The 24880-nt window shown below is 61.2% G+C and carries 22 protein-coding genes; 10 read left to right on the forward strand and 12 right to left on the reverse strand.

Features of this window, described 5'->3' with window-relative positions; genetic code table 11:
• Positions 1-65: 65 nt before the first annotated feature.
• The 5 genes from ASG68_RS28430 (at position 66) to queF (ending at position 5217) form a co-directional block, all read left to right on the forward strand.
• Positions 66-500 carry a MarR family winged helix-turn-helix transcriptional regulator gene (locus tag ASG68_RS28430; protein ID WP_062576907.1) on the forward strand — a complete coding sequence of 145 codons (435 nt, stop codon included), beginning with the start codon at positions 66-68 and terminating at the stop codon, positions 498-500.
• Between the two features lie 76 nt (positions 501-576).
• Positions 577-1320 carry an SDR family oxidoreductase gene (locus ASG68_RS28435; protein WP_062576909.1) on the forward strand — a complete coding sequence of 248 codons (744 nt, stop codon included), beginning with the start codon at positions 577-579 and terminating at the stop codon, positions 1318-1320.
• Between the two features lie 243 nt (positions 1321-1563).
• Positions 1564-3753, forward strand: a complete 2190-nt coding sequence (locus ASG68_RS28440) for an anthranilate synthase (protein WP_062576911.1) — start codon at positions 1564-1566, stop codon at positions 3751-3753.
• Between the two features lie 79 nt (positions 3754-3832).
• Positions 3833-4756, forward strand: coding sequence for a cation diffusion facilitator family transporter (locus tag ASG68_RS28445; RefSeq protein WP_062576914.1), 924 nt, complete (start codon positions 3833-3835; stop codon positions 4754-4756).
• On the forward strand, positions 4753-5217 hold the full coding sequence (gene queF, locus ASG68_RS28450; RefSeq protein ID WP_062576916.1) for a preQ(1) synthase: 465 nt from the start codon (positions 4753-4755) through the stop codon (positions 5215-5217). Before ASG68_RS28445 ends, queF begins: the two co-directional genes overlap by 4 nt.
• Positions 5218-5377: 160 nt before the next feature.
• Here the strand turns inward: queF and ASG68_RS28455 are convergent, their stop codons facing one another.
• Positions 5378-5953, reverse strand: a complete 576-nt coding sequence (locus ASG68_RS28455) for a HupE/UreJ family protein (RefSeq protein WP_062576918.1) — start codon at positions 5951-5953, stop codon at positions 5378-5380.
• A gap of 250 nt (positions 5954-6203) precedes the next feature.
• Between ASG68_RS28455 and ASG68_RS28460 the strand changes: the two genes are divergently transcribed.
• The gene (locus tag ASG68_RS28460; protein ID WP_062576920.1) at positions 6204-6788 is read left to right on the forward strand and encodes an ATP-dependent Clp protease proteolytic subunit; all 585 of its coding nucleotides are present in this window, start codon (positions 6204-6206) and stop codon (positions 6786-6788) included.
• Here ASG68_RS28460 and ASG68_RS31690 read toward each other — a convergent pair.
• Positions 6740-7174 (reverse strand): hypothetical protein, encoded by a 435-nt coding sequence (locus ASG68_RS31690; protein ID WP_062602504.1) that lies wholly within the window; start codon positions 7172-7174, stop codon positions 6740-6742. The genes ASG68_RS28460 and ASG68_RS31690 overlap by 49 nt on opposite strands.
• On the opposite strand from ASG68_RS31690, the gene leuA reads away from it, so the two are divergent.
• Positions 7174-8877: a 2-isopropylmalate synthase gene (leuA, locus tag ASG68_RS28465; RefSeq protein ID WP_062576922.1), complete on the forward strand. Its 1704-nt coding sequence runs from the start codon at positions 7174-7176 to the stop codon at positions 8875-8877. The genes ASG68_RS31690 and leuA overlap by 1 nt on opposite strands.
• Positions 8878-9204: 327 nt before the next feature.
• A complete protein-coding gene (locus ASG68_RS28470; RefSeq protein ID WP_062576924.1) occupies positions 9205-11166 on the forward strand; it encodes a methyl-accepting chemotaxis protein in 1962 nt (653 codons plus the stop codon).
• A 70-nt stretch (positions 11167-11236) separates the two neighbouring features.
• On the opposite strand, the gene ASG68_RS28475 is transcribed toward ASG68_RS28470, so the two are convergent.
• From ASG68_RS28475 to ASG68_RS28490, 4 genes are all read right to left on the reverse strand, one after another.
• Positions 11237-12067: an anti-sigma factor family protein gene (locus ASG68_RS28475; protein ID WP_062576926.1), complete on the reverse strand. Its 831-nt coding sequence runs from the start codon at positions 12065-12067 to the stop codon at positions 11237-11239.
• 3 nt (positions 12068-12070) lie between these two features.
• A complete protein-coding gene (locus ASG68_RS28480) occupies positions 12071-12589 on the reverse strand; it encodes an RNA polymerase sigma factor (protein WP_062576928.1) in 519 nt (172 codons plus the stop codon).
• A 198-nt stretch (positions 12590-12787) separates the two neighbouring features.
• Complete coding sequence (locus ASG68_RS28485; RefSeq protein WP_062576930.1) at positions 12788-13339, reverse strand: tetratricopeptide repeat protein; 552 nt, start codon at positions 13337-13339, stop codon at positions 12788-12790.
• A gap of 164 nt (positions 13340-13503) precedes the next feature.
• Positions 13504-14406: a metallophosphoesterase family protein gene (locus ASG68_RS28490; RefSeq protein WP_062576933.1), complete on the reverse strand. Its 903-nt coding sequence runs from the start codon at positions 14404-14406 to the stop codon at positions 13504-13506.
• Positions 14407-14493: 87 nt separating this feature from the next.
• Here ASG68_RS28490 and ASG68_RS28495 point away from each other — a divergent pair, with 87 nt between their 5' ends.
• On the forward strand, positions 14494-14982 hold the full coding sequence (locus ASG68_RS28495; protein WP_062576936.1) for an NUDIX domain-containing protein: 489 nt from the start codon (positions 14494-14496) through the stop codon (positions 14980-14982).
• 3 nt (positions 14983-14985) lie between these two features.
• Here the strand turns inward: ASG68_RS28495 and ASG68_RS28500 are convergent, their stop codons facing one another.
• Positions 14986-15969, reverse strand: coding sequence for a glutathione S-transferase family protein (locus ASG68_RS28500; protein WP_062576938.1), 984 nt, complete (start codon positions 15967-15969; stop codon positions 14986-14988).
• 275 nt (positions 15970-16244) lie between these two features.
• Between ASG68_RS28500 and ASG68_RS28505 the strand changes: the two genes are divergently transcribed.
• Positions 16245-16745 (forward strand): GNAT family N-acetyltransferase, encoded by a 501-nt coding sequence (locus ASG68_RS28505; protein ID WP_062577101.1) that lies wholly within the window; start codon positions 16245-16247, stop codon positions 16743-16745.
• A 54-nt stretch (positions 16746-16799) separates the two neighbouring features.
• Here the strand turns inward: ASG68_RS28505 and ASG68_RS28510 are convergent, their stop codons facing one another.
• The 5 genes from ASG68_RS28510 to ASG68_RS28530 all read right to left on the reverse strand — a co-directional run bounded on the left by ASG68_RS28510 (position 16800) and on the right by ASG68_RS28530 (position 24763).
• A complete protein-coding gene (locus tag ASG68_RS28510; protein WP_062576940.1) occupies positions 16800-17687 on the reverse strand; it encodes a calcium-binding protein in 888 nt (295 codons plus the stop codon).
• 239 nt (positions 17688-17926) lie between these two features.
• Positions 17927-19996, reverse strand: coding sequence for a hypothetical protein (locus ASG68_RS28515; RefSeq protein WP_062576942.1), 2070 nt, complete (start codon positions 19994-19996; stop codon positions 17927-17929).
• 10 nt (positions 19997-20006) lie between these two features.
• On the reverse strand, positions 20007-22814 hold the full coding sequence (locus ASG68_RS28520; protein ID WP_062576944.1) for a DUF4159 domain-containing protein: 2808 nt from the start codon (positions 22812-22814) through the stop codon (positions 20007-20009).
• On the reverse strand, positions 22811-23731 hold the full coding sequence (locus ASG68_RS28525; RefSeq protein ID WP_062576946.1) for a DUF58 domain-containing protein: 921 nt from the start codon (positions 23729-23731) through the stop codon (positions 22811-22813). The genes ASG68_RS28520 and ASG68_RS28525 overlap by 4 nt, the downstream gene beginning before the upstream one ends.
• A gap of 18 nt (positions 23732-23749) precedes the next feature.
• A complete protein-coding gene (locus ASG68_RS28530) occupies positions 23750-24763 on the reverse strand; it encodes an AAA family ATPase (RefSeq protein WP_062576948.1) in 1014 nt (337 codons plus the stop codon).
• Positions 24764-24880 lie beyond the last annotated feature (117 nt).

The raw sequence follows: 24880 nt of genomic DNA on the forward strand, positions 1-24880 counted from the left end.
CGCGCATTTCAGGATTTCATAAATTTCGATTGACAAAGTGCATATACACATCTATTCATCCTCTCATGAAACCGCAATCGTCGATCACCACCTGCAACTGCTTCGCCATTCGCCAGGCCGCGCGCTTCGTCTCGCAGCTTTACGAGCGACACTATGCCAAAGCAGGGATCACGGCGGCGCAGTTTTCATTGCTGGTCTACATCGCCGAAGCGGAGAAGGCCGGCATGGCCGAGATCGCCGAGGCGATGGTCATGGACCGCACCACGCTGGTGCGGGCCTTGAAGCCTCTGGAACGCGACGGCTATGTGGTCAGCGTGCCGGAAGGCAAGGGGTCGCGCAAACTGCTTCTGATGCTGTCCGATGCCGGGCAGAGGAAACTGGCGGAAGGTGCCGAATGCTGGCATGCCGCTCAGGCCGAATATGTCGAACTGGTTGGAGCCGAGCGGGCGGATGAACTGCGCCAGATGCTTCTCTCCGTTCCGACGGGCATCGCTACCTGAAGAAACACGAGGCCGAAACGTTCGGCTTTTTTGATAGCACAAATAGTGTATATGCACTTTTATAAGGAAGAAACTGATGTCGCAGAAAATCGAAAACTCCGTCGCCCTAGTCACTGGTGCCAATCGGGGCATCGGCCGCGAATTCGTCGCCGAACTGCTGCGCCGCAGCGCGGCCAAGGTATACCTCGGCGCCCGTGACCCGGCCGCACTTGCTGATCTCGTTGCACTCGATCCGGAACGCCTCGTGCCGCTGAAGCTGGACGTGACCAATGCGGCGGATATCGCCGAGGCGGCGAAGGTTGCGACCGATGTCACCCTTCTCATCAACAATGCCGGTTTCGCCGGCGAGCATGGCGTCTTTTCGGCACCGGACCTGTCCGTCGCCCGGGCAGAAATGGAAGTGAACTATTTCGGCGTGCTTGCGCTGTCGAAAGCCTTTGCGCCAATCCTTGCCAAGGCAAGCCAGAGCAGCATCGTCAACGTTCTTTCGTTCCTGTCGCTGGTCACGCTTCCCTCCGCCGGCACATATTCCGCGTCGAAGGCCGCCGGTCTGGCCGCGACCCGGTCCATCCGCGCCGAACTGAAAGGGCAGGGGACGCAGGTGGTCGCCACCATGCCGGTGCAGGTGGATACGGATATGGGCAAGAACCTGCCCGAACCGCGCTTGAAGCCTGTCGAGGTCGCGTCGGAAACGCTGGATGGCGTCGAAACAGGCGCCGAGGAAGTCTTCCCGGGCGAACTGACCCGCAACGTCCAGACCGCCTTTGCCGCCGACCCGAAGGGGGTGCAGGCGCACATGTCGACCCGGCTGCCGGCCTGATCGGACCTGAAAGCGCGGCGGAAAATGGCCATTATTTTTCCGCCGCCGCCCGCTTGCACAATCCTTTCTCTCACGCTAACAATTCTGCCATGACACAGGCACGCAACATTGCAATCTGGTGGTGGGCTCGCTAAAGCGGCCTTGACCAGTCATGCGTGATTGAGACGATAAGCCGCCCGGAAGTTTCGAGGCGGCTTTTTTGTATTCGGGCCGCAGGAATGACGGGCCTGAATGGAGCGACAGATGGCGACGACAATTCTTGCAGATGGCGGGGAAGCCTATACCACCAAGGGCGGCATTTCCGTCACCCGCCGGCGGCGCGAGGCCCCCTATGGTGAAGCGATCTCCAGCTATGTCGACAAGCTCGACGAGCGCCGGGGCGCTGTCTTCTCCTCCAACTACGAATATCCGGGCCGCTACACCCGCTGGGATACGGCTATCGTCGATCCGCCGCTGGCCATCTCCTCCTTCGGTCGCTCGCTCTGGGTCGAAGCCTATAACGAACGCGGCGAAGCCCTGCTGTCGATGATCTCCGATCATCTGGCCGGTATCGCCGATATCACGCTGGGCACATCGACGGCCCGCCGTCTCGATCTGACAATCAACATGCCGGACCGGGTGTTCACCGAAGAAGAACGCTCGAAGATGCCGACGGTCTTCACGGTGCTGCGCGCCGTCACCAACCTGTTCTATTCGCAGGAAGATTCGAGCCTCGGACTCTATGGCGCCTTCGGTTACGACCTGGCCTTCCAGTTCGATTCGATCGAGCTGAAGCTGAAGCGCCCGGACGACCAGCGCGACATGGTGCTGTTCCTGCCGGATGAAATCCTCGTCGTCGATCACTATGCCGCCAAGGCCTGGATCGACCGCTACGACTTCGCTAAGGATGGCCTGACAACCGAGGGCAAGGCAGGCGATATCGCCCCCGAACCGTTCCGTACCGTCGACAGCATTCCGCCGCATGGCGACCACCGTCCGGGCGAATATGCCGAACTGGTCACCAAGGCGAAGGAAAGCTTCCGTCGCGGCGACCTGTTCGAGGTTGTGCCCGGCCAGAAGTTCTTCGAGCGCTGCGAAAGCAAGCCGTCGGAAATCTCCAACCGGCTGAAGGCGATCAATCCGTCGCCCTATTCCTTTTTCATCAATCTCGGAAACCAGGAATATCTGGTCGGTGCCTCGCCGGAAATGTTCGTGCGCGTGTCCGGCCGCCGGATCGAGACCTGCCCGATTTCCGGCACGATCAAGCGCGGCGAAGACCCGATCGCCGACAGCGAGCAGATCCTCAAGCTCTTGAACTCCAAGAAGGACGAATCCGAACTCACCATGTGCTCGGACGTCGATCGCAACGACAAGTCCAGAGTCTGCGTGCCCGGTTCGGTCAAGGTCATCGGTCGCCGCCAGATCGAAATGTATTCGCGCCTCATCCACACGGTCGATCATATCGAGGGCCGCCTGCGCGACGACATGGATGCCTTCGACGGGTTCCTCAGCCACGCCTGGGCCGTTACGGTCACCGGTGCGCCGAAGCTCTGGGCGATGCGTTTCATCGAAAGCCATGAAAAGAGCCCCCGCCTGTGGTACGGTGGCGCGATCGGCATGGTCGGCTTCAACGGTGACATGAACACGGGCCTGACGCTGCGCACCATCCGCATCAAGGATGGTATTGCCGAGGTACGCGCCGGTGCCACATTGCTCAACGACAGCAATCCGGAAGAAGAAGAAGCCGAAACCGAACTGAAGGCATCCGCCATGATCGCAGCGATCCGCGACGCAAAATCCGCCAACAGCCGTGGCACGGGCCGCGACGTTGCGCCGGTCGGAACCGGCGTCAACATCCTGCTGGTCGATCACGAGGATAGTTTCGTTCACACGCTGGCCAACTATTTCCGTCAGACGGGCGCCACCGTCACCACGGTCCGCACGCCGGTGGCCGACGAAATCTTCGATCGGGTAAAGCCCGATCTCGTCGTCCTGTCGCCCGGTCCCGGCATGCCGAAGGATTTCGATTGCAAGGCGACGATCAAGAAGGCGCGCGCCCGCGACCTGCCGATCTTCGGCGTCTGCTTGGGTCTGCAAGCGCTGGCCGAAGCCTATGGTGGCGATCTGCGCCAACTCGCCGTTCCGATGCACGGCAAGCCCTCGCGCATCCGGGTACTGGAACCCGGCATCGTCTTCTCAGGCCTTGGCAAGGAAGTCACGGTCGGCCGCTATCACTCGATTTTCGCCGATCCTTCGACCCTGCCGCGCGAATTCATGATCACGGCGGAAAGCGATGATGGTACCGTCATGGGTATCGAGCATATGAAGGAGCCGATCGCCGCGGTGCAGTTCCACCCGGAATCGATCATGACGCTCGGCGGAGATGCCGGCATGCGGATGATCGAAAACGTGGTGGCGCATCTTGCCAAGCGGGCAAAGATCAAGGCTGCCTGATAGTCGCAGGGCCGCAAGGTTGAAAACCGCCGCGCCCGAGAGGACGCGGCGGTTCTTTTATTGGAAATGAGGGCCGGAAATGGCAATTGGCATTCAAAAGAACAGGGCGCAGCGGCTCGCATTCTGGGGCATTCCACTTGCCATTCTGGTGCTCGGCCTGAAGATGCTGGCCTGGTGGGTCACGGGATCGGTGGCGCTTTTGTCCGACGGCCTGGAATCGATCGTCAATGTCGTCGCCGCGATCGTCGCCTTTCTCGTTATCGGCTATGCCGCCAAGCCGGCGGATGCGGGCCATCCGTTCGGTCATTACAAGGCCGAGTATTTTTCGGCCGTCATCGAGGGCGTACTGATCGTCGTGGCGGCGCTGCTGATCGCCTGGGAGGCGGTGCCGGCCATCCTGTCGCCGCGTCTGCCGGAAGCGCCGGCGCTCGGTCTGACGATCAATATTCTGGCAGGCTTCATCAACGCCCTCTGGGCCGGAGTGTTGATCCGTTCCGGTCGCGCTCTGCGATCCCCGGCGCTGACCGCCGATGGTCAACATATTCTCTCGGATGTCTTCACCTCGATCGGCGTTCTCATCGGCCTCGTGCTGGCGATAGCCACCGGCTATGCGGTGCTTGATCCCCTGCTGGCCGTGCTTGTCGCCTGCAACATTCTTTATCAGGGCTGGAAAGTGATTGCCCGCTCCATCGACGGTCTGATGGACAAGGCGGTTGCTGCAGAAGAGGAGGCCGCCATCAAGGCCGCGATCGCCGCCAATGCCACCGGTTCGCTCGGCGTGCATGACCTGAAGACCCGAGAGGCGGGGTCGGCGATCTTCGTCGATTTCCACATGGTCGTTCCCGCCGCCATGCCGGTGGGGGAAGCGCACGATATTTGCGATCGCCTTGAAGATGCCATTCGGGCGGTCAATCCCGGCGCCAAGATCGCTATTCATGTGGAGCCGGAGGGCGAAAAGGCCCATGGCATCCGCGTTAAAGTCGTTGAAGGATTGAAATCGTGAGCAAGACCGATGTTTCCGGCCTCTCGCAATTGGGGCAGGCTGTCGAGGCGCCGAAAAACCCGGAGGAGGCCGTACTGGAGCGGGTGCCGAGCAACCATGCCGGTACCGATTTCGTGGTGCGGTTCACCGCCCCGGAATTTACGTCGCTCTGCCCGATGACCGGCCAGCCGGATTTCGCCCATATCGTCATCGATTATGTGCCGGATGGCTGGCTGGTCGAATCGAAATCGCTGAAACTGTACCTGCATTCCTTCCGCAATCACGGCGCCTTCCACGAGGATTGCACGATCGATATCGCCAAGCGGCTTGTCGACCTTCTGTCGCCGAAATGGCTCCGGATCGGTGCCTACTGGTATCCGCGCGGCGGCATTCCGATCGATGTGTTCTGGCAGACCGGCAAGCCGCCGGAGGGTGTCTGGCTGCCGGATCAGGGCGTCCAGCCTTATCGCGGGCGCGGTTGATCTCACAACGAAACGGCGGGTCAAAAGCCCGCCGTTTTGCGTTCTGGTTTATTCCCGGCATCCTCAAATTCCGTCATCCTCGGCCTTTGAGCCGAGGATCCACGTTTTCCAGCATGGATGATCGGGTCAAGCCCGACCACGACGAAACGAGGGAGTAAGATCAGCCGAGGATCAACGCCAATCCGGCAAAGGCGGTGAAGCCGCCCAGAATGCGCGAGAGGATGCGGCCCGAGGACAGGCGGCCGATGCCGAGGCCAAGGCCGATACCGGCGGCATGCAGCAGCGCCGTGGCAATGATGAAGCCGGCGCTGAAGGGCGGGGCGCCTGCCTCGCCGAGTTCACCGCCGTGGGCGTAACCGTGGAACAGCGCGAAGACGCCGACCACTGCGGCGCAGGCGGCCGTATTCATCCGCACGGCCAGGGTAACCAGAAGTCCGAGTGCCACGATGGAGGCAAGGATCGTGGGTTCGACGAACGGCAGGGACACGCCGGTCATGGCGAGTACGAAACCGGAGGCCATGGTGCCGACGAAGGCTGCGGGCACCGCCCAGAGCGCCCGTCCGCCGATCTGCGCTGCCCAGAGGCCGACCGCGACCATGACGAGGATGTGATCCAGACCCGACAACGGATGGGTGACGCCGGAGAGGAACGAGCCGTGCTCAGCCGGATCGAGATGGGCGAAGGCGGGAGCGGTCGATGCGGCGAATGCGACCGCGGCAAGAAGAATCTTTTTCATTGTGGTCCCCACTGAAGGACGGGAGCGTGGGAAGCGGCCCCGCCGGATGCGAATTCGTAACCTCCGCATCTTATTGCCGGTGAAGCTGCTGTCCATACGGCAATTGCCTCAGCCGACGTCTTTACCATAGCGAAAATTGCCTTGCGGATTGCCCTTTCATAGGCATCCGTTTTTGTTGCATTGTTTTCGCAGTCGAGTCGCCTTATCTGACAGCGGCAGGACATTTGATTTATTTTGCGGGAGACTTCGCATGAACGAAGAAGACGACGACAAGACAAAGGAACTGCCGCTCGGCAAGGAAACGGAGGCGAACCTTTTCAAGTCGCGTTCGATCTTCATCTATGGCCCGATCACGCAGGAACTGGCGCAGAAGGTCAACACGCAGCTCGTGGCGCTTGCCGCAGCCAGCGACGAAGATATCCGTGTCTACGTGAACTCGCCCGGCGGCCACGTCGAATCCGGCGATTCCATCCATGACATGATCAAGTTCATCAAGCCGAAGGTCTGGATGATCGGTACCGGGTGGGTCGCTTCCGCCGGCGCGCTGATCTACGTATCGGCCCCCAAGGAACGGCGCATCTGCCTGCCGAACACCCGCTTCCTTCTTCATCAACCGTCGGGCGGCACCCGCGGCATGGCATCGGACATCGAGATCCAGGCCCGCGAAATCATCAAGATGAACGAGCGCCTGAACAGGATCTTCGCCGACGCCACCGGCCAGCCCTACGAAAAGATCGCCAAGGACACGGACCGCGACTACTGGCTCTCCGCCGAGGAAGCCAAGAGCTACGGCCTGGTTTCACGGATCGTGACGTCGCAGGCCGAGATCGCCTGAGCGGTTTTCGTCTGACCTGAAGCAGAACCATAGGCGCTTGCTTTGGCAGGCGCCTTTTTCACATCGGCCTTGCCCTTCGTTTTTTCTACGGTTATACACATTCCATGTCGAACATTGGCGCCACGATCATCGAACACGTTTCCTGCGGGCAGGTTGCCATCGCGGACCGTTCGTGTGCCTCGCTTCTTCTTCTCGGCCTTATCAGCGGTTGCCGGGTTCTTTGAAGGAGCGCCCGGTGGCCCAAAGCCCACCGGCCCCAGCTCCTTGCCCTTCCTGAAATTCAGAATTGAAAAGAACCCGAGAGCCAGCATTTTGCCGTCGCAATGGAACCGTCGATCGGTTATTGCATGCGGGAAATGCGCCTCACAGATGAAGAGAAGCCGCAATGATCATGAAGTCCCACACCGTCAAGCAGGGCATGCCCGAGGCAGCGGTCAAGTACCAGCCCTATCCGCAGATCAATATTCCGGACCGCACCTGGCCCGGCAACACCATTACAAAGGCGCCGATCTGGTGCTCCGTCGACCTGCGCGACGGTAACCAGTCGCTGGTCGATCCGATGGGCCACGACCGCAAGGCCCGGATGTTCCAGCTGCTGCTCGACATGGGCTTCAAGGAAATCGAGATCGGTTTCCCGTCGGCCTCGCAGACCGATTTTGACTTTGCCCGCTGGTGCGTCGAGGAAGGCAATGTGCCTGCCGATGTATCGCTGCAGGTTCTGGTCCAGTGCCGCCCCGAACTGATCACGCGGACCTTTGAAGCCCTGCAGGGGGCCAACAAGCCGATCGTGCATTTCTACAATTCCACCAGCGAATTGCAGCGCCGCGTCGTGTTCGCCAAGGATGTGCGTGGGATCAAGCAGATCGCCACCGATGCCGCCAAGATGATTGCCGACATGGCAGCCAAGGCAGGCGGCGGCTTCCGCTTTGAATACTCGCCGGAAAGCTTTACCGGCACCGAGCTGGAAGTGGCGCTGGAAATCTGCAACGCGGTTACCGAAATCATCCAGCCGACGCCGGACAACAAGCTGATCCTGAACCTGCCGTCGACCGTCGAGATGGCGACGCCGAACGTCTATGCGGACCAGATCGAATGGATGTGCCGCAATCTGGACAATCGCGAGAACCTGATCATCTCGCTGCATCCGCACAATGACCGCGGCACGGGCATTGCCGCCACCGAGCTGGGCCTGATGGCCGGTGCCGATCGTGTCGAAGGCACGCTGTTCGGCAATGGCGAGCGCACCGGCAATGTCGATGTGGTTACATTGGCCTTGAACATGTTCACGCAGGGCATCGATCCGCAGCTGGATTGCTCGAACATCGAGCGGATCAAGGAAGTCTACGAATACTCCAACCAGATGACGATCCCGGAGCGCCACCCTTACGTCGGCGAACTGGTCTACACGGCCTTCTCCGGCTCGCATCAGGATGCCATCAACAAGGGCATGAAGGCGATCAAGCAGGCCAACAAGCCTTTGTGGGAAGTGCCGTATCTGCCGATCGACCCGCAGGACGTCGGCCGGTCCTACGAGGCGATCATTCGCATCAACTCGCAATCAGGCAAGGGCGGCATCGCCTATATCCTGCAGGAAGACTACGGCATCAACCTGCCGCGTAATCTGCAGGTGGAGTTCCGCGAGGACATCCAGCGCATTACCGACGAACACGGCAAGGAACTGCCGTCGAAGGCGATCCATGCGCGCTTCATCGAGCGTTATGTCGATCAGCCCGGCGCGCGCATTCGCTATGTCGATCACCACACTTATCCGGTCAGCGAGCAGAAGGGCGCCCGTATCGTCGCTGCCGAGATCACGGACAAGGGCGAGACAAAGCGCATCGAGGGCAGGGGCACAGGCCCGATCGACGGCTTCATCAACGCGCTGTCGATCTATCTCGGCGTCGAGATGTCGGTTGCCGATTATTCCGAACATTCGCTGCAGCACGGCTCGAATGCCGCCGCGATCGCCTATGTCGAGGTGGAATATCCAGGCGGCAAGCTGTTCGGCGTCGGTATCAACACCAACATCGTCGCCGCCTCGCTCGAAGCGATCGTTTCGGCAGCCAATCGGGTTCTGGAATTGAAATAACGGCAGGAATGTTTCTGGATACAACGAGGCCATCCATGCGATGGTCTCGTTTGCATCAGGCTTTTGATCGAATATCATTCATTATGCGTGTATAATATTCGCAAGAATTCGCGCTATAGTTTTAACTCTTTGTTAAAACAATTTATTAACCACAAGTCGCTAATATATTTATCCAGCAAGACAGCTGGACAAACAGCGCCCCATTTCGGCCTGCTGCCATGATGGCATGCCCGATCCCGGTTCCCGCCGGGATGTCTTGAACATTCCCCTTCATTCGACAGCGTCGCTGGTGCCCTTTGCGTGCGCCGGCCAGTAAGAGGATTCAAGATGACATCAATATCGCGGTTTGGCATTGGAACGCGCCTGGGCATCGGCTTCGGCTTTCTTGTCCTGCTCATGCTCCTCCTGACCCAGCAGTCTGTATCGCGGGTCAATGAAATCAACGACGATCTGGCCAAGATCAACGACGTCAACAGCGTCAAGCAGCGCTTCGCCATCAACTTCCGCGGCAGCGTTCACGACCGCGCCATCGCCATCCGCGACGTGACGATCGTCGAGACGGCGAAGGAGCGTCAGGAAGCGGTTGCCCTGATTGCAAAACTCGCTGACACCTATGCCGCCAATGAAGTGAAGATGAAGGACATGATCGCTTCTCCGGCCGGTGCCTCCGACCAGGAAAAGACGATCCTCGCAGAGATCGCCGACATCCAGTCGAAGACCAACCCGCTGGTTGCTGAAATCATCGCGCTGGAAGACAAGGGCGACAAGCCAGCCGCGAAGAAGATCCTGCTGGAGCAGGCCCGTCCGCTGTTCGTTTCCTGGCTGGGCGCGATCAACAAGTTCATCGATTATCAGGAAGCGCTCAACAAGTCCGTCGGCGGCGATGTCCGTTCCATGGCAAGCGGCTTCCAGACCCTTGCGCTCGGCTCGCTCGGCGGTGCCGTTGTCTTGGCAATGATCGCCGCCTTCCTGGCCGCACGCTCGATCACCGCGCCGATGGCCAAGCTGCAGGACGCCCTGCGCAAGATGGCCGAAGGCAAGCTCGAGGGTGACCAGGCGCTGGACGCTCGCCGCGATCAGATCGGCGATCTCGCCCGTGCCGTTGGCGCTGTCCGTGATGCCGTCGGTTCGCAGGCCGCCCGCCAGGCGGAAAGCGATCAACAGCGCGCTGCCGCCGAACGCGAGCAGATGGAAAACACGGCCCGTGAACGTGATGAAGAGGCCATGCAGACCAATCATGCAGTGTCCCAGCTCGGCCAGGCGCTCGAGGAAATGGCCAATGGCAATCTTGAATTCCGTCTGTCGGAGCCGTTCGGCTCGTCGCTTGACGAACTGCGCATCAACTTCAACAATTCCGTAGACAAGCTTCATTCGGCTCTGAAGGCGATCGGTGGCAATGCCTTCTCGATCGATGCCGGTGCCCGCGAAATCAGCGGTGCCGCCAATGACCTCGCCCGCCGCACCGAAACGCAGGCCGCATCCATCGAGCAGACCGCTGCGGCGCTCGATGAAATCTCCACCACGGTCAACGATTCGACCAAGCGTGCGGAAGAAGCCGGAAGCCTCGTCGCCAAGACCCGGCAAAATGCCGAGCGCTCCGGCGAAGTGGTCAAGCGTGCCGTCGCGGCGATGGGCCAGATCGAGGGCTCTTCGAACGAGATCAACAACATCATCAGCGTCATCGACGACATCGCCTTCCAGACCAACCTGCTGGCGCTAAACGCCGGCGTCGAGGCGGCGCGGGCAGGGGAAGCGGGCAAGGGCTTTGCGGTCGTTGCACAGGAAGTGCGCGAACTGGCACAGCGTTCCGCCAATGCCGCCAAGGAGATCAAGCAGTTGATCAACAATTCCGGTGAGCAGGTCCGCTCCGGCGTGACGCTGGTCGGCGAAACCGGCAAGGCGCTGACGGAAATCGTCGCCGAGGTGCAGGAGATCAATCGCCACGTCAACTCGATCGTCGAATCCGCCAAGGAGCAGTCTGTCGCGTTGAAGGAGATCAATGCGGCAGTCAACACCATGGACCAGTCCACGCAGCAGAACGCAGCGATGGTCGAGGAAACCTCGGCGGCCAGCCAGAAGCTCGCCATGGAGGCCGCCTCGCTCTCCGATCAACTGGCGAAGTTCCGCTTCGAAGGCGGCGGCAATGCCCGTCACGTCCAGGCTGCAGGTCCATCGTCCACCCCACGTTCTTCGCCCGCCGGCGCGATGATCCGCAAGGTTGCTTCCGCCTTCGGCGGCCGTGCGACAGCCGCTCAGGCCCAGCCTTCCGGCGATTGGCAGGAGTTCTGATCAAAGGGACGACAAACAAAAAAGGCCGCATCCTTCGGGGAGCGGCCTTGCTGTTGATAATGGGACGTTTTCAGATCGTCGCGGAAACCGCTTCGGCCAACTGATGCAGGTTGGCATCGGCCGAAGGGCCGACGATCACATAGGACGCGCCCGACTTCTGCCAGGAAATCATCGCGATATCGTCACGCATGCTCTCCATCATCTTGCCGTCGGTGGTACCAGGCTTGCTTTTGAGAAAACAGATGGCGAAGATGTCGCCATCCTCGTTCTTGTACATCAGCTGCGCCACCGGCTTGCCGGCTGCGACAAGCAGGCGGGCACCCTCGAAAGTCAGACCCTTGTCGGCGAGATTTGGCAGTGCGAAATTGACGCCGACGCTGGCCGACAGCCAGCTCTGGATCCTGTCATCGGTCGCGGGAACTTCAACCAGACGTTCCGCGGTCTGACGGGAGTAGATGCGGTGATAGTCGGCGATATCGTCGAGCCACGTGCGGGCTGCAGCCACGTTCATCGGTGCCATACCATCATTACCGGTCTTGCCGATGATGAAGCCGGTCGAGCCGCCGATCAGCAGCAGTGCGATCGAGGCAGCAAGCGCGCGCGGCCACATGCGAATTTTCGCCTTGCGCGGAGCGGATGGTACCACGCGCTCCGTCTTCGTATTAGAGCCGGGGCCTTGCTTGATCTGACGGACCAGCGATAGCGGAACCGGATCATGGAGGAATTCCTCGAACGCCTTGTTACCGAAGGCATTTCCGGCTTTCAGCATTTCCAGAACCAGCCGGGCTTCGTCGTCACGCGCCACCAACTGTTCGAGTTCCTTGCGTTCCGCTTCGTTGACTTCGCCGTCGATATAGGCCGACAGACGAACCTCAAGCGCGAGCCCTTTCGTGTTTTGCAACGCTCAGGCCCTCCTTTCCGTCGTCTCAGTAATCATTGCGGCCAGACGCATGCGTGCGGTCGAAAGCCTGCTCATCACCGTGCCGATCGGGATTTTCAGGATATCGGCGGCCTCCCGGTAGCTGTGGCCCTCGACATTGACGAGGACGAAGACACTTGCCAGGCCTTCCGGCATGGACAGGATCATCTTGTGCAACTGGTTGGCGTAAACGGCTTTTTCGCCCGATGGTTCAACGAACAGTTCGTCATGCTCGGATGCATCGACGGTTCCTCCGCCGGTGCGCACCTTGCGCTTTCTGATTTCATCGATCCACAGGTTGCGTGTCATTGCGTATATCCAGCTTTCGAGCCGGCCTTCACCGTTCCAGAGATGATAGCGGGTGATGGCCCGCTCGCAGACCTCCTGCACCAGGTCATCGGCATCGGCGGCATTGCGCGTCAGTGTCATGGCGAAACGGCGCAACTTGGGCAGCACACTGACCAAGTCCCGTCTGAATTCGTTCGATTCTGCCGCTGGACGCATTGCTCTTCCAATGAAACGTTCCGGATCGGGACTTTATTCGCCCCTGTCGAAATACACGCCGGATGATATGAAACATTTGACCCATGGTCTGCAAGTCGGCAGCCGGTCGGAAGAGCATATTTTGCCACATCGGGAGCGTTCCCGATATCAAATAACAGGCCAGGCGCGTCAAAAACCACGCCCGGCCTGATCACAAATTCAATACTGACGGACACCGCCGAGCGACTGGAGAAGCGCCTGGTAGGCCCAGGTATTTTCGCCGCCACGATCACGGATTTCGAGAAGCTGGACCTTGGCTTCCTCGATCTTACCCTGTTCGACCAGCGCCTGGCCCATGTAGGAGCGCGCCAGGATATAGTTTTCGTCGGCCTGCAGTGCACGCTTGTAATAGGCCATGCCCAGTTCCATGCGCCCGGCCTTGCGGTTGGAATAACCGCGATAGTTGAGGATGCGGGCGTTGTTCTGGTCGCGGACGGCGTCGAGCACTTTGAGCGAGTTTTCATACTGGCCGGCATAGGCCAGTTCGCGTGCGGCCTTGAACAATATGTCGTCGTCCAGCCCGCTTTTCTTCGGGTCGACGCATTCCTTCTTCTTTTCGTCCCAGACCTTGCCTTTTTTGCATTCGGTGGAGGTCTTCGTCTTTTCCGGTGGCTTGGTGGTGTCCTCGCCCATAGCCCAAGCCGAGTGACTGAGGGTAAAGGCGGAGGCGGCGGAGAAAAAGGCGATCAGTGCAATCTTGCGGTTCATCATGGTCCTCTCCTGGCTGAAACTGCGTCCGGCAAACCGATTGCGCGAGGCACTTTCCCGTGCCGGTGGCTCTGTCGTCCGGTCAGTCCCGTATGACGGATGACGAGCCCCGATTATTTCGCAAGCATAACGCCTTTTGTGGCTTTGGCGAGTGACGATGCACTAAATTAGAACCGTGTCGTTTCTGCCAAGGTGACAGCGCGACCGTCCATGGTGAGTTCGAACCGCTCGCGGATCAAGTTCCATTGCCCTGGGCTGCCGGAGATCGAAAACAGGTTGAAGGCCGCAGGTGGCTTCTTGCCGCCACGGCCCTGCGAGGCCGACGCAATGCCGACGACCGGCACCGGCTTGACCTGGCCCTTCAGCGAATAGACCGTGTTGAGATGCGTATGCCCGTGTAACACGAGCTCGGCTCCTCCGGACGAGATCGTCGCGGCAAAACGGCGGATACCCAGCATGCGCTTGTGCATCGAAGTCGCACCCCGGATCGGCGGATGATGGATCATCACCACACGGAACAGGCCGGCCTCACCGGCGGCACGCAGCAGGTTAACGGTCTCGCGTGCCTGCCGGCTGCCGAAATAGCCACTGGCGGCAAAGGGCGGGGTCGCGACTGCTGTCGAGCAGCCGATCAGGGCAACCGGACCCCGAATGCGCAGATAGGGATAACAGTGAAAATCCTCATCCCATTCCTCCGGGCCACGCTCGCCGCGCATGAAGGGATACCAGGCCTTGGTCGTTTTCTCGTAAGCACCCGGCACATAGGCATCGTGATTGCCCGGCACGACGGAGATGTTTTCCGGTTCGCCGGCCTCCTTCAGCCATTCCGTCACCACTTCGATTTCGCGCGACGAGGCGAGATTGACGAGGTCTCCCGTAATGGCCAGATGGTCGGGGTCGATGCGGTCGATTTCGTCCATGAGCAGGTTGAGTGTGTCACCGACGAGATGGTTGCGGCGATTGCGGTGCCAGTTGACGAAACCGGTGATCCGCTTGGACAGGAGTTCGCGGATCGAAAGATCGGGCAGGGGGCCGAGATGAATGTCGGAAATATGCGCAAGTTTGAACATCCTTGGTACCTAGCGCATATTCCTTAAAAGGGGAATCATTCGACGTTTTTTATCGTGGATGACCGCGAGCGGAGGAAAATCAACGGCATGACGGAAACGCCGCCGGAAATGCGCAATTGGAGAGCAAGGCTCGTTACCCGCCTGATCCATGGCTATTTCGCCTTCGCACGGGGCATGACCATGGGGGTGCGGGCTGCCTGTTTCGACGAACGGGGCCGGGTTTTCCTGGTCCGGCATTCCTATGTGCCCGGCTGGCACATGCCCGGTGGCGGGCTGGAGCGGGGTGAAACGGCCTTTGCCGCGCTCGTCAAGGAACTGCACGAGGAAGGCAATCTGGAGATGACCGAGAAGCCCGAGCTTTTCCATGTCTATTTCAACCGCCTGACCAGCAAGCGGGACCATGTCCTGTTCTATCGCTGCCGCAATGTGCGCCAGGTGACACCGAAAAAGCCGGATTTCGAAATCGTCGAAACCGGCTTTTTCGCGCTGGATGCTCTGCCGCCTGAAACGACGCCGGCAACACACCGGCGTCTGGCGGAGCTTGCCGGCGAGACCCCGCCAGCAGACGTCTGGTAGCGATCAGGCCACCAGCTTTTCGCGACCATGCGGTGCGTTGAGATCGAGCACCGGACCGACGGGAACGACGCCGGTCGGGTTGATCATCGTGTGGCTGCGGTAATAATGCTCCTTGATGTGGCGCATGTTCACCGTCTCGGCGACACCATCGACCTGATAGAGATCCTGCAGATAGGCCTGCAGGTTCGGATAATCGGCGATGCGGCGGATATTGCACTTGAAGTGGCCGACATAAACAGGATCGAACCGCACCAGCGTCGTGAACAGTCGCCAATCGGCCTCGGTGATCGTGCTGCCGGTGAGGTAGCGGCGTGTCGACAGGCGCTCTTCCAGTTCGTCCAGAACGTCGAACAGCACGGTGACATTCTCTGCATAGGCGTCCTGGCTTGTCGCGAAGCCCGCTTTGTAGACGCCGTTGTTGACGGCGTTATAGATGCGGTCGTTCAGGGCGTCGATTTCGCCACGCAGCGCTTCGGGATAGAAGTCCACGTTGGAGCCGGTGATCCCGTCGAAGGCCGAATTGAACATCCGGATGATTTCCGAGGATTCGTTGGAGACCATCCTGTTCTGCTTCTTGTCCCACAGAACAGGAACGGTCACACGACCGGAATAATGCGGATCGGCCTTGACGTAGACCTGCCACAACGCGTCCGAGCCGAACAGGTGATCGACGGTGCCGCCGATCTCGTTCTTGAACTCCCAGCCCTTCGACAGCATCAACGGATCGACGATCGAGACGGTGATCATGTCTTCAAGTTTCTTCAGCTTGCGGAAGATCAGGGTGCGATGCGCCCAGGGACAGGCTAGCGAGACATAGAGGTGATAGCGGTCAGCCTCCGCCTTGAAGCCGCCCTCGCCGGAGGGACCGGCCGAGCCATCTGATGTGATCCAGTTGCGGAACTGTGATGCCGCCCGCTTGAAATGGCCCTTCGTTTCCTTGGTGTCGTACCAGACGTCGTGCCAGACGCCATCAACCAGCATGCCCATCGATTGTCTCCTGCGGCGCGATCGCCACTTATGTGTGTATTCGTTGCCTCTACATAGCGCTTAAATTTAACGCATATAGTCCGCGAAAGCTGAACAGTGCGTTTTAGGCTTTGACGCCGGGAATTTTTCTGCTATCGGGCCTGACGCAATTTTTCATGCCGACGGATCTATCGATGTTTTTCCCGGGAAGCCCACGACGACGCTGATGCTGAAAACGCCTTGAGGGCGTAGCCATCACCTTTATTCCGTCTCGTATGCCCGGTTTCCCGATGTTCATGAAAAAGCACGACCTCGTCTATCTCACCGAAGACGCTTCCCACGACGCAGCCATTGAAATCATCAACGAAGAAGCCTTCGGCCCCGGCCGTTTCGCCCGTGCCGCCGCGCGGATCCGCGAGCAGGGGCCGCACGACCTGTCCCTCTCCTTCGTCTGCGCCGACGATGGCGAAACGATCGCCTCGGTGCGGATGACGCCGGTTCTGGCCGGTACAATCAAGGGCCATCTTCTCGGCCCGCTCGCCGTTCGCCCCTCGCACAAGAACCGCGGCATCGGCCGTGAACTGGTGCGCATCGCCGTCGAGGCCGCCCGGCGCAAGGGCTCGGAAGGCGTCATCCTGGTCGGGGATCCGCCCTACTACCAGCCGCTCGGCTTCGAAAAGGTCGCCTACGGCGCCTTGATTTTCCCCGGCCCGGTCGATCCCAACCGGGTGCTCGTCGTGCCGATGAAGGACGATGCCCATGCCGGCCTTAAAGGTGAAATCCGCTGGCGCGGTTGATCCTCTGCGTCAGGTTATAAGCGGCGCACGATCGTTTTTTCCGGCGACGCTGTTTTAAACGATAAAATCCGAGGCGATGAGCGAAATTGCACGGTCAAGCGTGATCCGGAAATCTGCCACCCCGTCACCATTGACGTCGCCTGAGATGGTCGTGGTGCCTCCGGTTATTCCGTATCGCAGCTCGCCAGCCGTACCGCTGTAAGCTGCCCTTCCGATGAACGAGAATGACTGGTCGCCAGTTGTGTTGTAGTCCGCATCCATGCCGCTCAGGTCAATTTTATCGCCGTGCGTGCGGGCAAAGTCGAGGATCGTATCCTTTCCGGCCGCCGTTGGCATCGAATCGTGAAGCCTGGGATTGAAAGGGTTGAGACTGTAGAGAAAGGTGTCAGCACCCGTACCGCCAGTCAAGAGGTCAGCCCCTGCGCCTCCGTATAGAATATCGTTTCCTGCCCCGCCATACAGTGCGTCATTGCCGAACTCACCTTCGAGAAGGTCGTTGCCAGCTCCGGCTCTGATTTCGTCGTCTCCCCCAAAGCCGTGCAGGGCGTCATCCATGACGCCGCCCAGGATGTCGTCGTCAAAATTGCTGCCATTGTGTGTCAGGGCGGTGTTTTGAAGTTGATCGAGGAGCGCGCCCGGCATTGTTCCCTTCATGAGATTCAGTAGCTCGCGCGGGGTCAGAGAAAGCCCTGAGTAAGACCCGATGAGGGAGTCGTCATCGGTATAGATAGCCAGTTGAGTGACGGTGCCGCCGACAAGCGCACCGCCATTGAAGGCCAGGTTCGTGCCGCCAATCGCGGCGTAGAATTCCACGGTTGGGTCGGAATACAGAGCGCCATTGGGAGCAGTTAAGTCGAATTGATTGCCATGGTATAGGTAGTCCAAAATTCCGATAGCGGATTGATTGAAGTAGCCGCTCTCATTTTGCGTTAAAGTGATCACAATTTTCTCCTCCGACCATCTACAGGCCATCGCGCGTGTACCGGGTCCGGGAAGAAATCTGATTGATGACTGTCAGAAACACATCCCCCAAATGGGTTATGTATATGAGTAAGCTCACGCGCTCGGCTCAACGCGCCACAGCAGGTCACGTTCGTGAGCAAATAGCACGCCTATTGAAGGAGAAGCCTGCCGACGAATGAGCAGAAGCAGCAGCACGATCGCTACGGTCGATCAGAAATTCAACGCCCCTCGCGATGCCAGGTCGCCGATAGCACGAACAGCAGCGCCGTCAGGCCCAGGAAGCCGGCAAACAACGACAGCGAGTTGATGCCCTTCAGCACGGTTTCGTCGGTCATGCGCAGCGACAGGCGCTGGTCGTCGGCGACGCGCACCGTGCCGCGGACGGGGAGGACCGGGGGCAGGTCGACCGGGCCGTCGGCGCTGGCGAGGCGGCGGACGAGGCCCTTTGTCTTTTCGGCCCAGGGGCTCAGTGTTTCCGTCGTCGAGATCGTCGCCTTGAACTCGGGTGCATCGACGCTGCCGACATGGACCAGCGTGTTGAGGTAGCCGTTGGAGACCTCGAACAGGCCCGTTTCCGTCGTCTTGACGCTTGCCTTGTAGAGGCCGGGTTCGCCTTCGGCCAGCGCCACCTGCTCGCTCTTGCCGGAAGGGTAGGTGAGGGTGGCGGCCCCCGGATCGCCGGCGATGGTCTGGCGGGCGATTTCGAGCGTGCGGCCGCTGGCATGCGCGGTCAGGGCTTCCTCTTCCAACGCCGGTTCCTGCATCAGCCAGTGGGCGGTGCGGCGATAGAGCGAAACGCTCGGGCCACCGCCCTCGAAGCCGCGCGCCCAGAGCCATCCCTGATCGGATAGCAGCATGGCGACGCGGCCCTTGCCGACCCGGTTGAGCACCAGGAGTGGCTTGCCGTCGGCTGCCTGCATCACCGTCTGGCCAAGCGGCCGGTCGACATCGACGGTGCGGAACCAGCGGCCCCAATGCGGCGGCTCGCTGTCGGCGCCTTCGAGGCCGCGGGTGACGGGGTGTTTCTTGCCCTCGTCGGACAGGCGCGGGTAGAAGGCCTTCTCGTTCATGAAGCCGGTCGGGCTTGCGGGCAGAACGGCGGACAACGGCGTCGTGGCGATCGAATCGTCACCCGCATATTCGGGACCGGCCGCGATCAGTAGCGCGCCGCCGTTTTCGACATATTGGGCGATATTGTCATAATAGAGGATCGGCAACACGCCGCGATGCTGGTAGCGGTCGAAGATGATCAGGTCGAATTCCTTGATCTTCTCGACGAATAGTTCGCGGGTCGGAAAAGCGATCAGCGACAGTTCGTTGATCGGCGTGCCATCCTGTTTCTCCGGCGGCCGCAGAATGGTGAAATGCACGAGATCGACGGCGGCATCGGACTTCAGCAGATTGCGCCATGCCCGCTCGCCGGCATGCGGTTCGCCGGACACCAGCAACACGCGCAGGTTCTCGCGAATACCGTCGATGACATGGACGGCGCGGTTGTTGGCATCCGTCACCTCGCCCGCGACAGGGGCGACGGCGAATTCGAGGATATTGTTGCCGCCGCGCGGTACGGTGAAGGCAAAGGGCACGTCAGTGCCGGGCTCGGCCATTTCCCGCGCGATCTCGTTGCCGTTCAGGCTAATGGTAACGTCGGCGGTGCCGCCCGGTGCCGCGCCATCATCGACGATGCGGAAGGAGACCTTCTGCTCCTCGCCGACGATGCCGAAGCGCGGGCCGCTGACGATCTCGATGCGGCGATCGAATTCGTCCGGCTTGCCGGTGATCAGTCCGTGGACCGGTGCGTCGAACCCGAGTGGCTGGTTGACGTCGGGAACATCGTGGATCTGCCCGTCGGTGATGAAGATCGCGCCGCCGACGCGGGCGGGCGGCACGTCGGCAAGGGCCGTCTGCAGCGCGGTGAACAGCCTGGTCGATGGGGTTTCCGTATCCGGATCGTCGGCCGCCTCGACGATGCGTGCCTCGATCTGCGGGAATTTGGCCAGTCGCTCCTTCAGCGTCGCGAGCGCCGCATCCGTCATTTCCCGCCGTCCGCCGTCGTCCTGGCTCTGGCTGCGATCGACGACGACGCCGACAATGGTCGACAGCGGTTCGCGTTCTTCCTGGAAGAAAACCGGATTGGCGATGGCAAGGCACAGAGCGGCCAGCGCCGCCGTGCGGAAGGCAGCACCCCGGATGCCGCGCCAGAAGCCGAGCGCCGACAACAGGATCGCAACCAGCGCCAGCACCGCGATATAGGGCCAGGGGATGAGCGGCGAGAAATCCAGTGTCATGCCCAAATCCTCACTGGCCAAGCCGTTCGAGCAGAGCAGGGATATGCACCTGATCGGCCTTGTAGTTGCCTGTCAGCATGTACATCATGATGTTGACGCCGGCCCGGAAGGCATATTCGCGCTGCTGCTCGTCCGGCGGCACAGTCGGCAGTAGCGGTGCACCGTTGGAATCGATCGCCCAGGCGCCGGCCAGATCGTTGCCGGTGATCATGATCGGCGAGACACCGTCGCCGGAGCGGGCAGGGCGGCCGGTCGGCTGCGAGTCGGTGTCCGGCTGTGCCTCGATCCAAAGCGGGCTGCCGCTGTAACGGCCCGGAAAGCTGGAGAGCAGGTAGAAGGATTTCGTCAGCACATTGTCGGTCGGAACCGGCTCCAAGGGCGGAATGTCGAGATCGGCGAGGATCGCCTGCAGCCGTTCCGAATTGGGGCTGGTGCCGCCATTGTTGCCGAGCGATGAGAACTGGTCGCGGGTATCGAACAGAACCGTGCCGCCGGCGCGCATATAGGCATCGATCCGGCTGATCGCCTGCGCGCTCGGCATCGGCGCATTGGCGGAAACCGGCCAGTAGATCAGCGAATAGAAGGACAGTTCGTCCGCGGCGATATCGAGACCAACAGGTGGGCCGGGTTCCAGCGTCGTGCGATAGGTGAGAAATTCGGTCAGACCGGCAAGCCCGCGCTCGGACAGGCGGTCGACGTCGGATTCGCCGGTCACGACATAGGCCAGATGCGTCTTGTCCAGCCGCTCGAAAATCTTGTCGTCACCCGGCTTGCTGTCGTCGGCCAATGCCTGACCCGGCGAAATCATCATCAATCCAGCTGAAAGGGCGAGAAGGATTGCGGCTGCCGCCGGCATGCGCAGGCGGGCAAAGGCGCCGCCCATGAACAGGACCACGACTGAGTCGACCAGCAACAGCAACAGTGCGACAGCAAATAGCGACGGCTTCAACGACCAGGCCTCGGCGCCGATCAATGGCTCCGTCGTATAGGCCATCGAAAGACCGGCCGTGTCGATCGGCTTCAGTTCCGTATCGCGGGGCAGGAGGTTCAGCGCGGTAAATCCTTCTTCCGAGCCATAGAGGCCGGGCGGGTTTTCGGGCGAGGAGGCCGGCGTTGCGCCTGCCGCGATTTCCAGCGGCCGAGCCTTGCCGGTTTCGGCAACCAGCACGCCATCGGCATTCAGCAGGCGGTAGGGCGGCAATGTCTGGCCTTGGGCGCCGCCCTCGCTTGCCACGCCGCCGCTGCGAGACAGTTGCACGCTCCGGCGCAGCATCTCGACGAAATCGCCTGATATCGGCAGGTTCGACCAGGTTGCCTCGGCGCTGACATGGAACAGGATGATACGGCCGGCCCCTTGCGCCTTCGTGGTCACCAGCGGCGTGCCGTCGGCAAGGCTTGCCCAGGTGCGCGACGAGAGGTCGGCGGTCGGCTCGGCCAGCACCTGCCGCTTGACGAGGATTCCCTCGGGTCGCGGCATGCCGGCAAACGGACTGAGCGCCGGGTAATCGGCCAGCGGCTGCGGTTCCGACCAGGAGAGGGCTCCGCCCAGCGCGCGCTCACCCTGGCGCAGCGTCACGGGAACCAGCGGATCGTCGGCCGGCGCCGCCGCCAATCTGGGGCCCGCGAAACGCACCAGCGTACCGCCATTCTCGATCCATTTGGTGATCGGGGCATAGGTTTCATCCGGCAGGCGGCCGATATCGGCCATGATCAGCATGGACGGTTTCTGCGCCAGCAGTTCCGGGATCGAGATTGCCAGATCCGCCTCGTTCGGCTGGACGAGATCGGCATAGGGAGCGAGCGCCCGGTTGATGTAGTAGAGCGGCGAGAGCAGCGGCTGCGACTGGTCGCGCGCCTCGCCGCTCAGGAGTGCCACCCGGCGGCGGCGGAACCCGTCGTCGAGCAGGAAAGTGCCGCCGGCGGTCGCCGCGTCATCGATGGCGATCCGGGCGAAATCGTTGCGCAGTTCGAAAGGCGCTGCCAGCGAGGCCTTGGCGACGCTTTCGCCAGCCGCGAAATCGATCGTGCCGTTGGCGATCGCCCGTCCGCGCGTGTCGTAGGCAGTGACCGGAAATGCGCGTGCCGCGGTGGTATCGAGGCGGCTGGCGCTGATCACCATGGATTCGGCGTCGTTCGCCGAGTTGGTGATGGCGATGGCGCGGTCCTTGGCGCCTTCGATCAGCCGAAGGTTTGACGGCGAAAGGGCCGCGAGTTCGGACATCACCTTCGTATCGCCGGCGTCGATGCCGTCGGACAGGAAGGCGAGCGTGCCCGGAACTGTGCCGTTCAGCGCGGTTCGAAGGGCGGTGACGGCCGCTTCCCGGTTCGGGCGCAGCGGCTGCGGCGATGCGGCGGCCATCCGGTTACGGGCCGTCGTGGCCGATCCCGGTACGGCATTGTGCTCGCTGTCGGCCGTAAACACGATCGAGACAGGCAAATCCTTGGCTTCCGCGTCGCCGATCAGCGCATCCGCCGTTTCCACCCGGCGTTCCCAATCGGTCGCCGTGGCCCAGCTATTGTCGATGACCAGCGCCAGCGTGCCCTCAGTCGACAGCGTGTTCGAGCGTGGATTGAACACCGGATCGGCGATCGCGAGGATAATGGCTGCGGCCATCAGCATGCGCAGCAGCGTTAGCCACCAAGGGCTTTTCGATGGCGTTTCCTCGCGCTTCAAAACGCTCGCCAGGATGCGTAGCGGCGGAAAGACTTCCGTTACCGGCTTGGGCGGCGTCATTCTCAGCAGCCACCAGATCGCCGGCAGGGCGACGAGGGCGGCGAGCATCAGCGGATTGGCGAAGATGAAGGGCAGGAAGCTCATAGCTGACCTCCATGCGTCGCCCGTCCGGGCATGCCGGACAGGTACATATGCACGGCGACCAGCGCTTCAGACGCCAGATGGTCGGTGCGGTGCGGCGTAAACGTCCAGCCGAGATGGCGCAGGTTTTCGCCGATGCTGTCACGACGGGCAATGTAGGCCCGGCGATAGTCCTCGCGGACGATTTCGGCACGTCCCGCTGTCAACTTTTCGCCAGTTTCGGGATCGGTGAACTCGGTACGACCGGCATAGGGAAAGCTCTCCTCTGCCGGATCGGCAATCTCGACAACATGGCCACGCAGGCCGCGGCGGGCCAGCGGGCCAAGCTGCGCCATGATCTTCTCGGCCGGATCGAGGAAGTCGCCGATCAGGACGAGGTCGCTGGCGCCACGGATCATGCCGGTCTGCGGCAGGCCGCCGGAGAGCGGCGTATGCATCAGCGCGGTTGCCAGCCGCTCGGCGGCATTGCGGGCCGAGACTGGCTCCATGACGCCAGGGCAGCCGATGCGCTCGCCGGAGCGGGCGAGAATTTCGGCCATTGCCAGCATCAGCACCAGCGCCCGGCTTTCCTTCGAGACGCTGCCGAATTTCGACTTGTACATCATCGACGGGGACAGGTCGGCCCAGAGCCAGATCGTGTGCGCGGCTTCCCATTCCCGGTCGCGGACATAGGTATGATCGTCGCGGGCCGAACGGCGCCAGTCGATCCGCGACAGGCTTTCGCCGTCGCTATAGGGGCGGAACTGCCAGAAATTTTCGCCGATGCCGCGCTTGCGGCGGCCGTGCCAGCCGGAGATCACCGTATTGGCGATGCGCTTGGCCTCGACCATGCAGTCAGGGATCAGCCGGGCGCGGCTCTGCGCGCGGGAAAGGACTTCTCCGGACGGCGTCGGTTCGACGATTTGCCCAATGGCAGCCATGCACTATCCCTTGGCTCGCTAAGCCTTAGCCTGTTTGACCAGTCCGGTGATGACGTCGCGGACCGTCATGCCTTCCGCCCGCGCTGCGAATGTCAGCGCCATGCGGTGCTGCAGAACGGGTTCGGCAAGGGCCATGATGTCATCGATGGATGGTGCCAGCCTGCCGTCGTAGAGCGCGCGGGCGCGGGCGCAGAGCATCAGCGACTGGCCGGCGCGTGGGCCGGGACCCCAGGCGACATTCTTATCGGTGGCGGCGTTACCGTTGCCAGGGCGGGCCGAGCGGACCAGCGCGAGGATGGCATCGACGACCTTTTCGCTGACCGGCATCTGGCGGATCAAATGCTGGATGTCCTGAAGCTGCTTGGCGTCGATGACGCCGTGGACCTCGTTTTCGTGGATGCCGGTGGTTTCGAGCAGGATTTGCCGTTCGGCGGCAAGTTCGGGATAGCCGACATCCACCTGCATCAGGAAGCGGTCGAGCTGGGCTTCGGGCAGGGGATAGGTGCCCTCCTGTTCCAGCGGGTTCTGCGTCGCGAGGACGTGGAATGGCTGTGGCAGGTCGTTGCGCTGGCCGGCGACGGTGACGTGATATTCCTGCATGGCCTGCAACAGCGCCGACTGAGTGCGCGGGCTGGCACGGTTGATTTCGTCGGCCATCAGCAGTTGCGTGAAGATTGGACCGGGCACGAAGCGGAAGGAGCGTCGTCCGTTTTCGTCTTGGTCCATCACTTCCGAGCCGAGAATATCGGACGGCATCAGGTCGGGCGTGAACTGGATGCGGCTGGATGAAAGGCCGAGCACGGTGCCGAGCGTCGAGACCAGCTTGGTCTTCGCCAGACCGGGTACGCCGACCAGAAGCGCATGGCCGCCGGAAAGGACCGCGAGCAGGGTCTGTTCGACCACGCTTTCCTGGCCGAAGATCACCTTGCCGACTTCCTTGCGGATCACGGCGATCTCGCCAAGGGCCTTTTCCGCCGCCGCAATGATGGCTTTTTCGTCAAGTGCGCCGTCTGTCGTTTTCATCACACCCATTGTCTGTCTCCAGTGGCCGGCCCCGGTGCCGAATCGCAAAAAGCGCTCTTTCCGTCCCTGTTTTTCAATCTATGCTCCGATCAAAGGCTGACAAGACGTGACCAGCGCACTATCTCG

Source organism: Rhizobium sp. Leaf453 (genome assembly GCF_001425605.1).
Lineage (GTDB): Bacteria > Pseudomonadota > Alphaproteobacteria > Rhizobiales > Rhizobiaceae > Pararhizobium.

What these genes read in the sequence shown, in the direction of transcription:
- ASG68_RS28430 (WP_062576907.1), top strand. Translation starts at nt 66, where the DNA reads ATGAAACCGCAATCGTCGATCACCACCTGCAACTGCTTCGCCATTCGC.
- ASG68_RS28435 (WP_062576909.1), top strand. Translation starts at nt 577, where the DNA reads ATGTCGCAGAAAATCGAAAACTCCGTCGCCCTAGTCACTGGTGCCAAT.
- ASG68_RS28440 (WP_062576911.1), top strand. Translation starts at nt 1,564, where the DNA reads ATGGCGACGACAATTCTTGCAGATGGCGGGGAAGCCTATACCACCAAG.
- ASG68_RS28445 (WP_062576914.1), top strand. Translation starts at nt 3,833, where the DNA reads ATGGCAATTGGCATTCAAAAGAACAGGGCGCAGCGGCTCGCATTCTGG.
- ASG68_RS28455 (WP_062576918.1), bottom strand. Translation starts at nt 5,953, where the DNA reads ATGAAAAAGATTCTTCTTGCCGCGGTCGCATTCGCCGCATCGACCGCT.
- ASG68_RS28460 (WP_062576920.1), top strand. Translation starts at nt 6,204, where the DNA reads ATGAACGAAGAAGACGACGACAAGACAAAGGAACTGCCGCTCGGCAAG.
- leuA (WP_062576922.1), top strand. Translation starts at nt 7,174, where the DNA reads ATGATCATGAAGTCCCACACCGTCAAGCAGGGCATGCCCGAGGCAGCG.
- ASG68_RS28470 (WP_062576924.1), top strand. Translation starts at nt 9,205, where the DNA reads ATGACATCAATATCGCGGTTTGGCATTGGAACGCGCCTGGGCATCGGC.
- ASG68_RS28480 (WP_062576928.1), bottom strand. Translation starts at nt 12,589, where the DNA reads ATGCGTCCAGCGGCAGAATCGAACGAATTCAGACGGGACTTGGTCAGT.
- ASG68_RS28485 (WP_062576930.1), bottom strand. Translation starts at nt 13,339, where the DNA reads ATGATGAACCGCAAGATTGCACTGATCGCCTTTTTCTCCGCCGCCTCC.
- ASG68_RS28490 (WP_062576933.1), bottom strand. Translation starts at nt 14,406, where the DNA reads ATGTTCAAACTTGCGCATATTTCCGACATTCATCTCGGCCCCCTGCCC.
- ASG68_RS28495 (WP_062576936.1), top strand. Translation starts at nt 14,494, where the DNA reads ATGACGGAAACGCCGCCGGAAATGCGCAATTGGAGAGCAAGGCTCGTT.
- ASG68_RS28500 (WP_062576938.1), bottom strand. Translation starts at nt 15,969, where the DNA reads ATGGGCATGCTGGTTGATGGCGTCTGGCACGACGTCTGGTACGACACC.
- ASG68_RS28505 (WP_062577101.1), top strand. Translation starts at nt 16,245, where the DNA reads ATGAAAAAGCACGACCTCGTCTATCTCACCGAAGACGCTTCCCACGAC.
- ASG68_RS28515 (WP_062576942.1), bottom strand. Translation starts at nt 19,996, where the DNA reads ATGACACTGGATTTCTCGCCGCTCATCCCCTGGCCCTATATCGCGGTG.
- ASG68_RS28520 (WP_062576944.1), bottom strand. Translation starts at nt 22,814, where the DNA reads ATGAGCTTCCTGCCCTTCATCTTCGCCAATCCGCTGATGCTCGCCGCC.
- ASG68_RS28525 (WP_062576946.1), bottom strand. Translation starts at nt 23,731, where the DNA reads ATGGCTGCCATTGGGCAAATCGTCGAACCGACGCCGTCCGGAGAAGTC.
- ASG68_RS28530 (WP_062576948.1), bottom strand. Translation starts at nt 24,763, where the DNA reads ATGGGTGTGATGAAAACGACAGACGGCGCACTTGACGAAAAAGCCATC.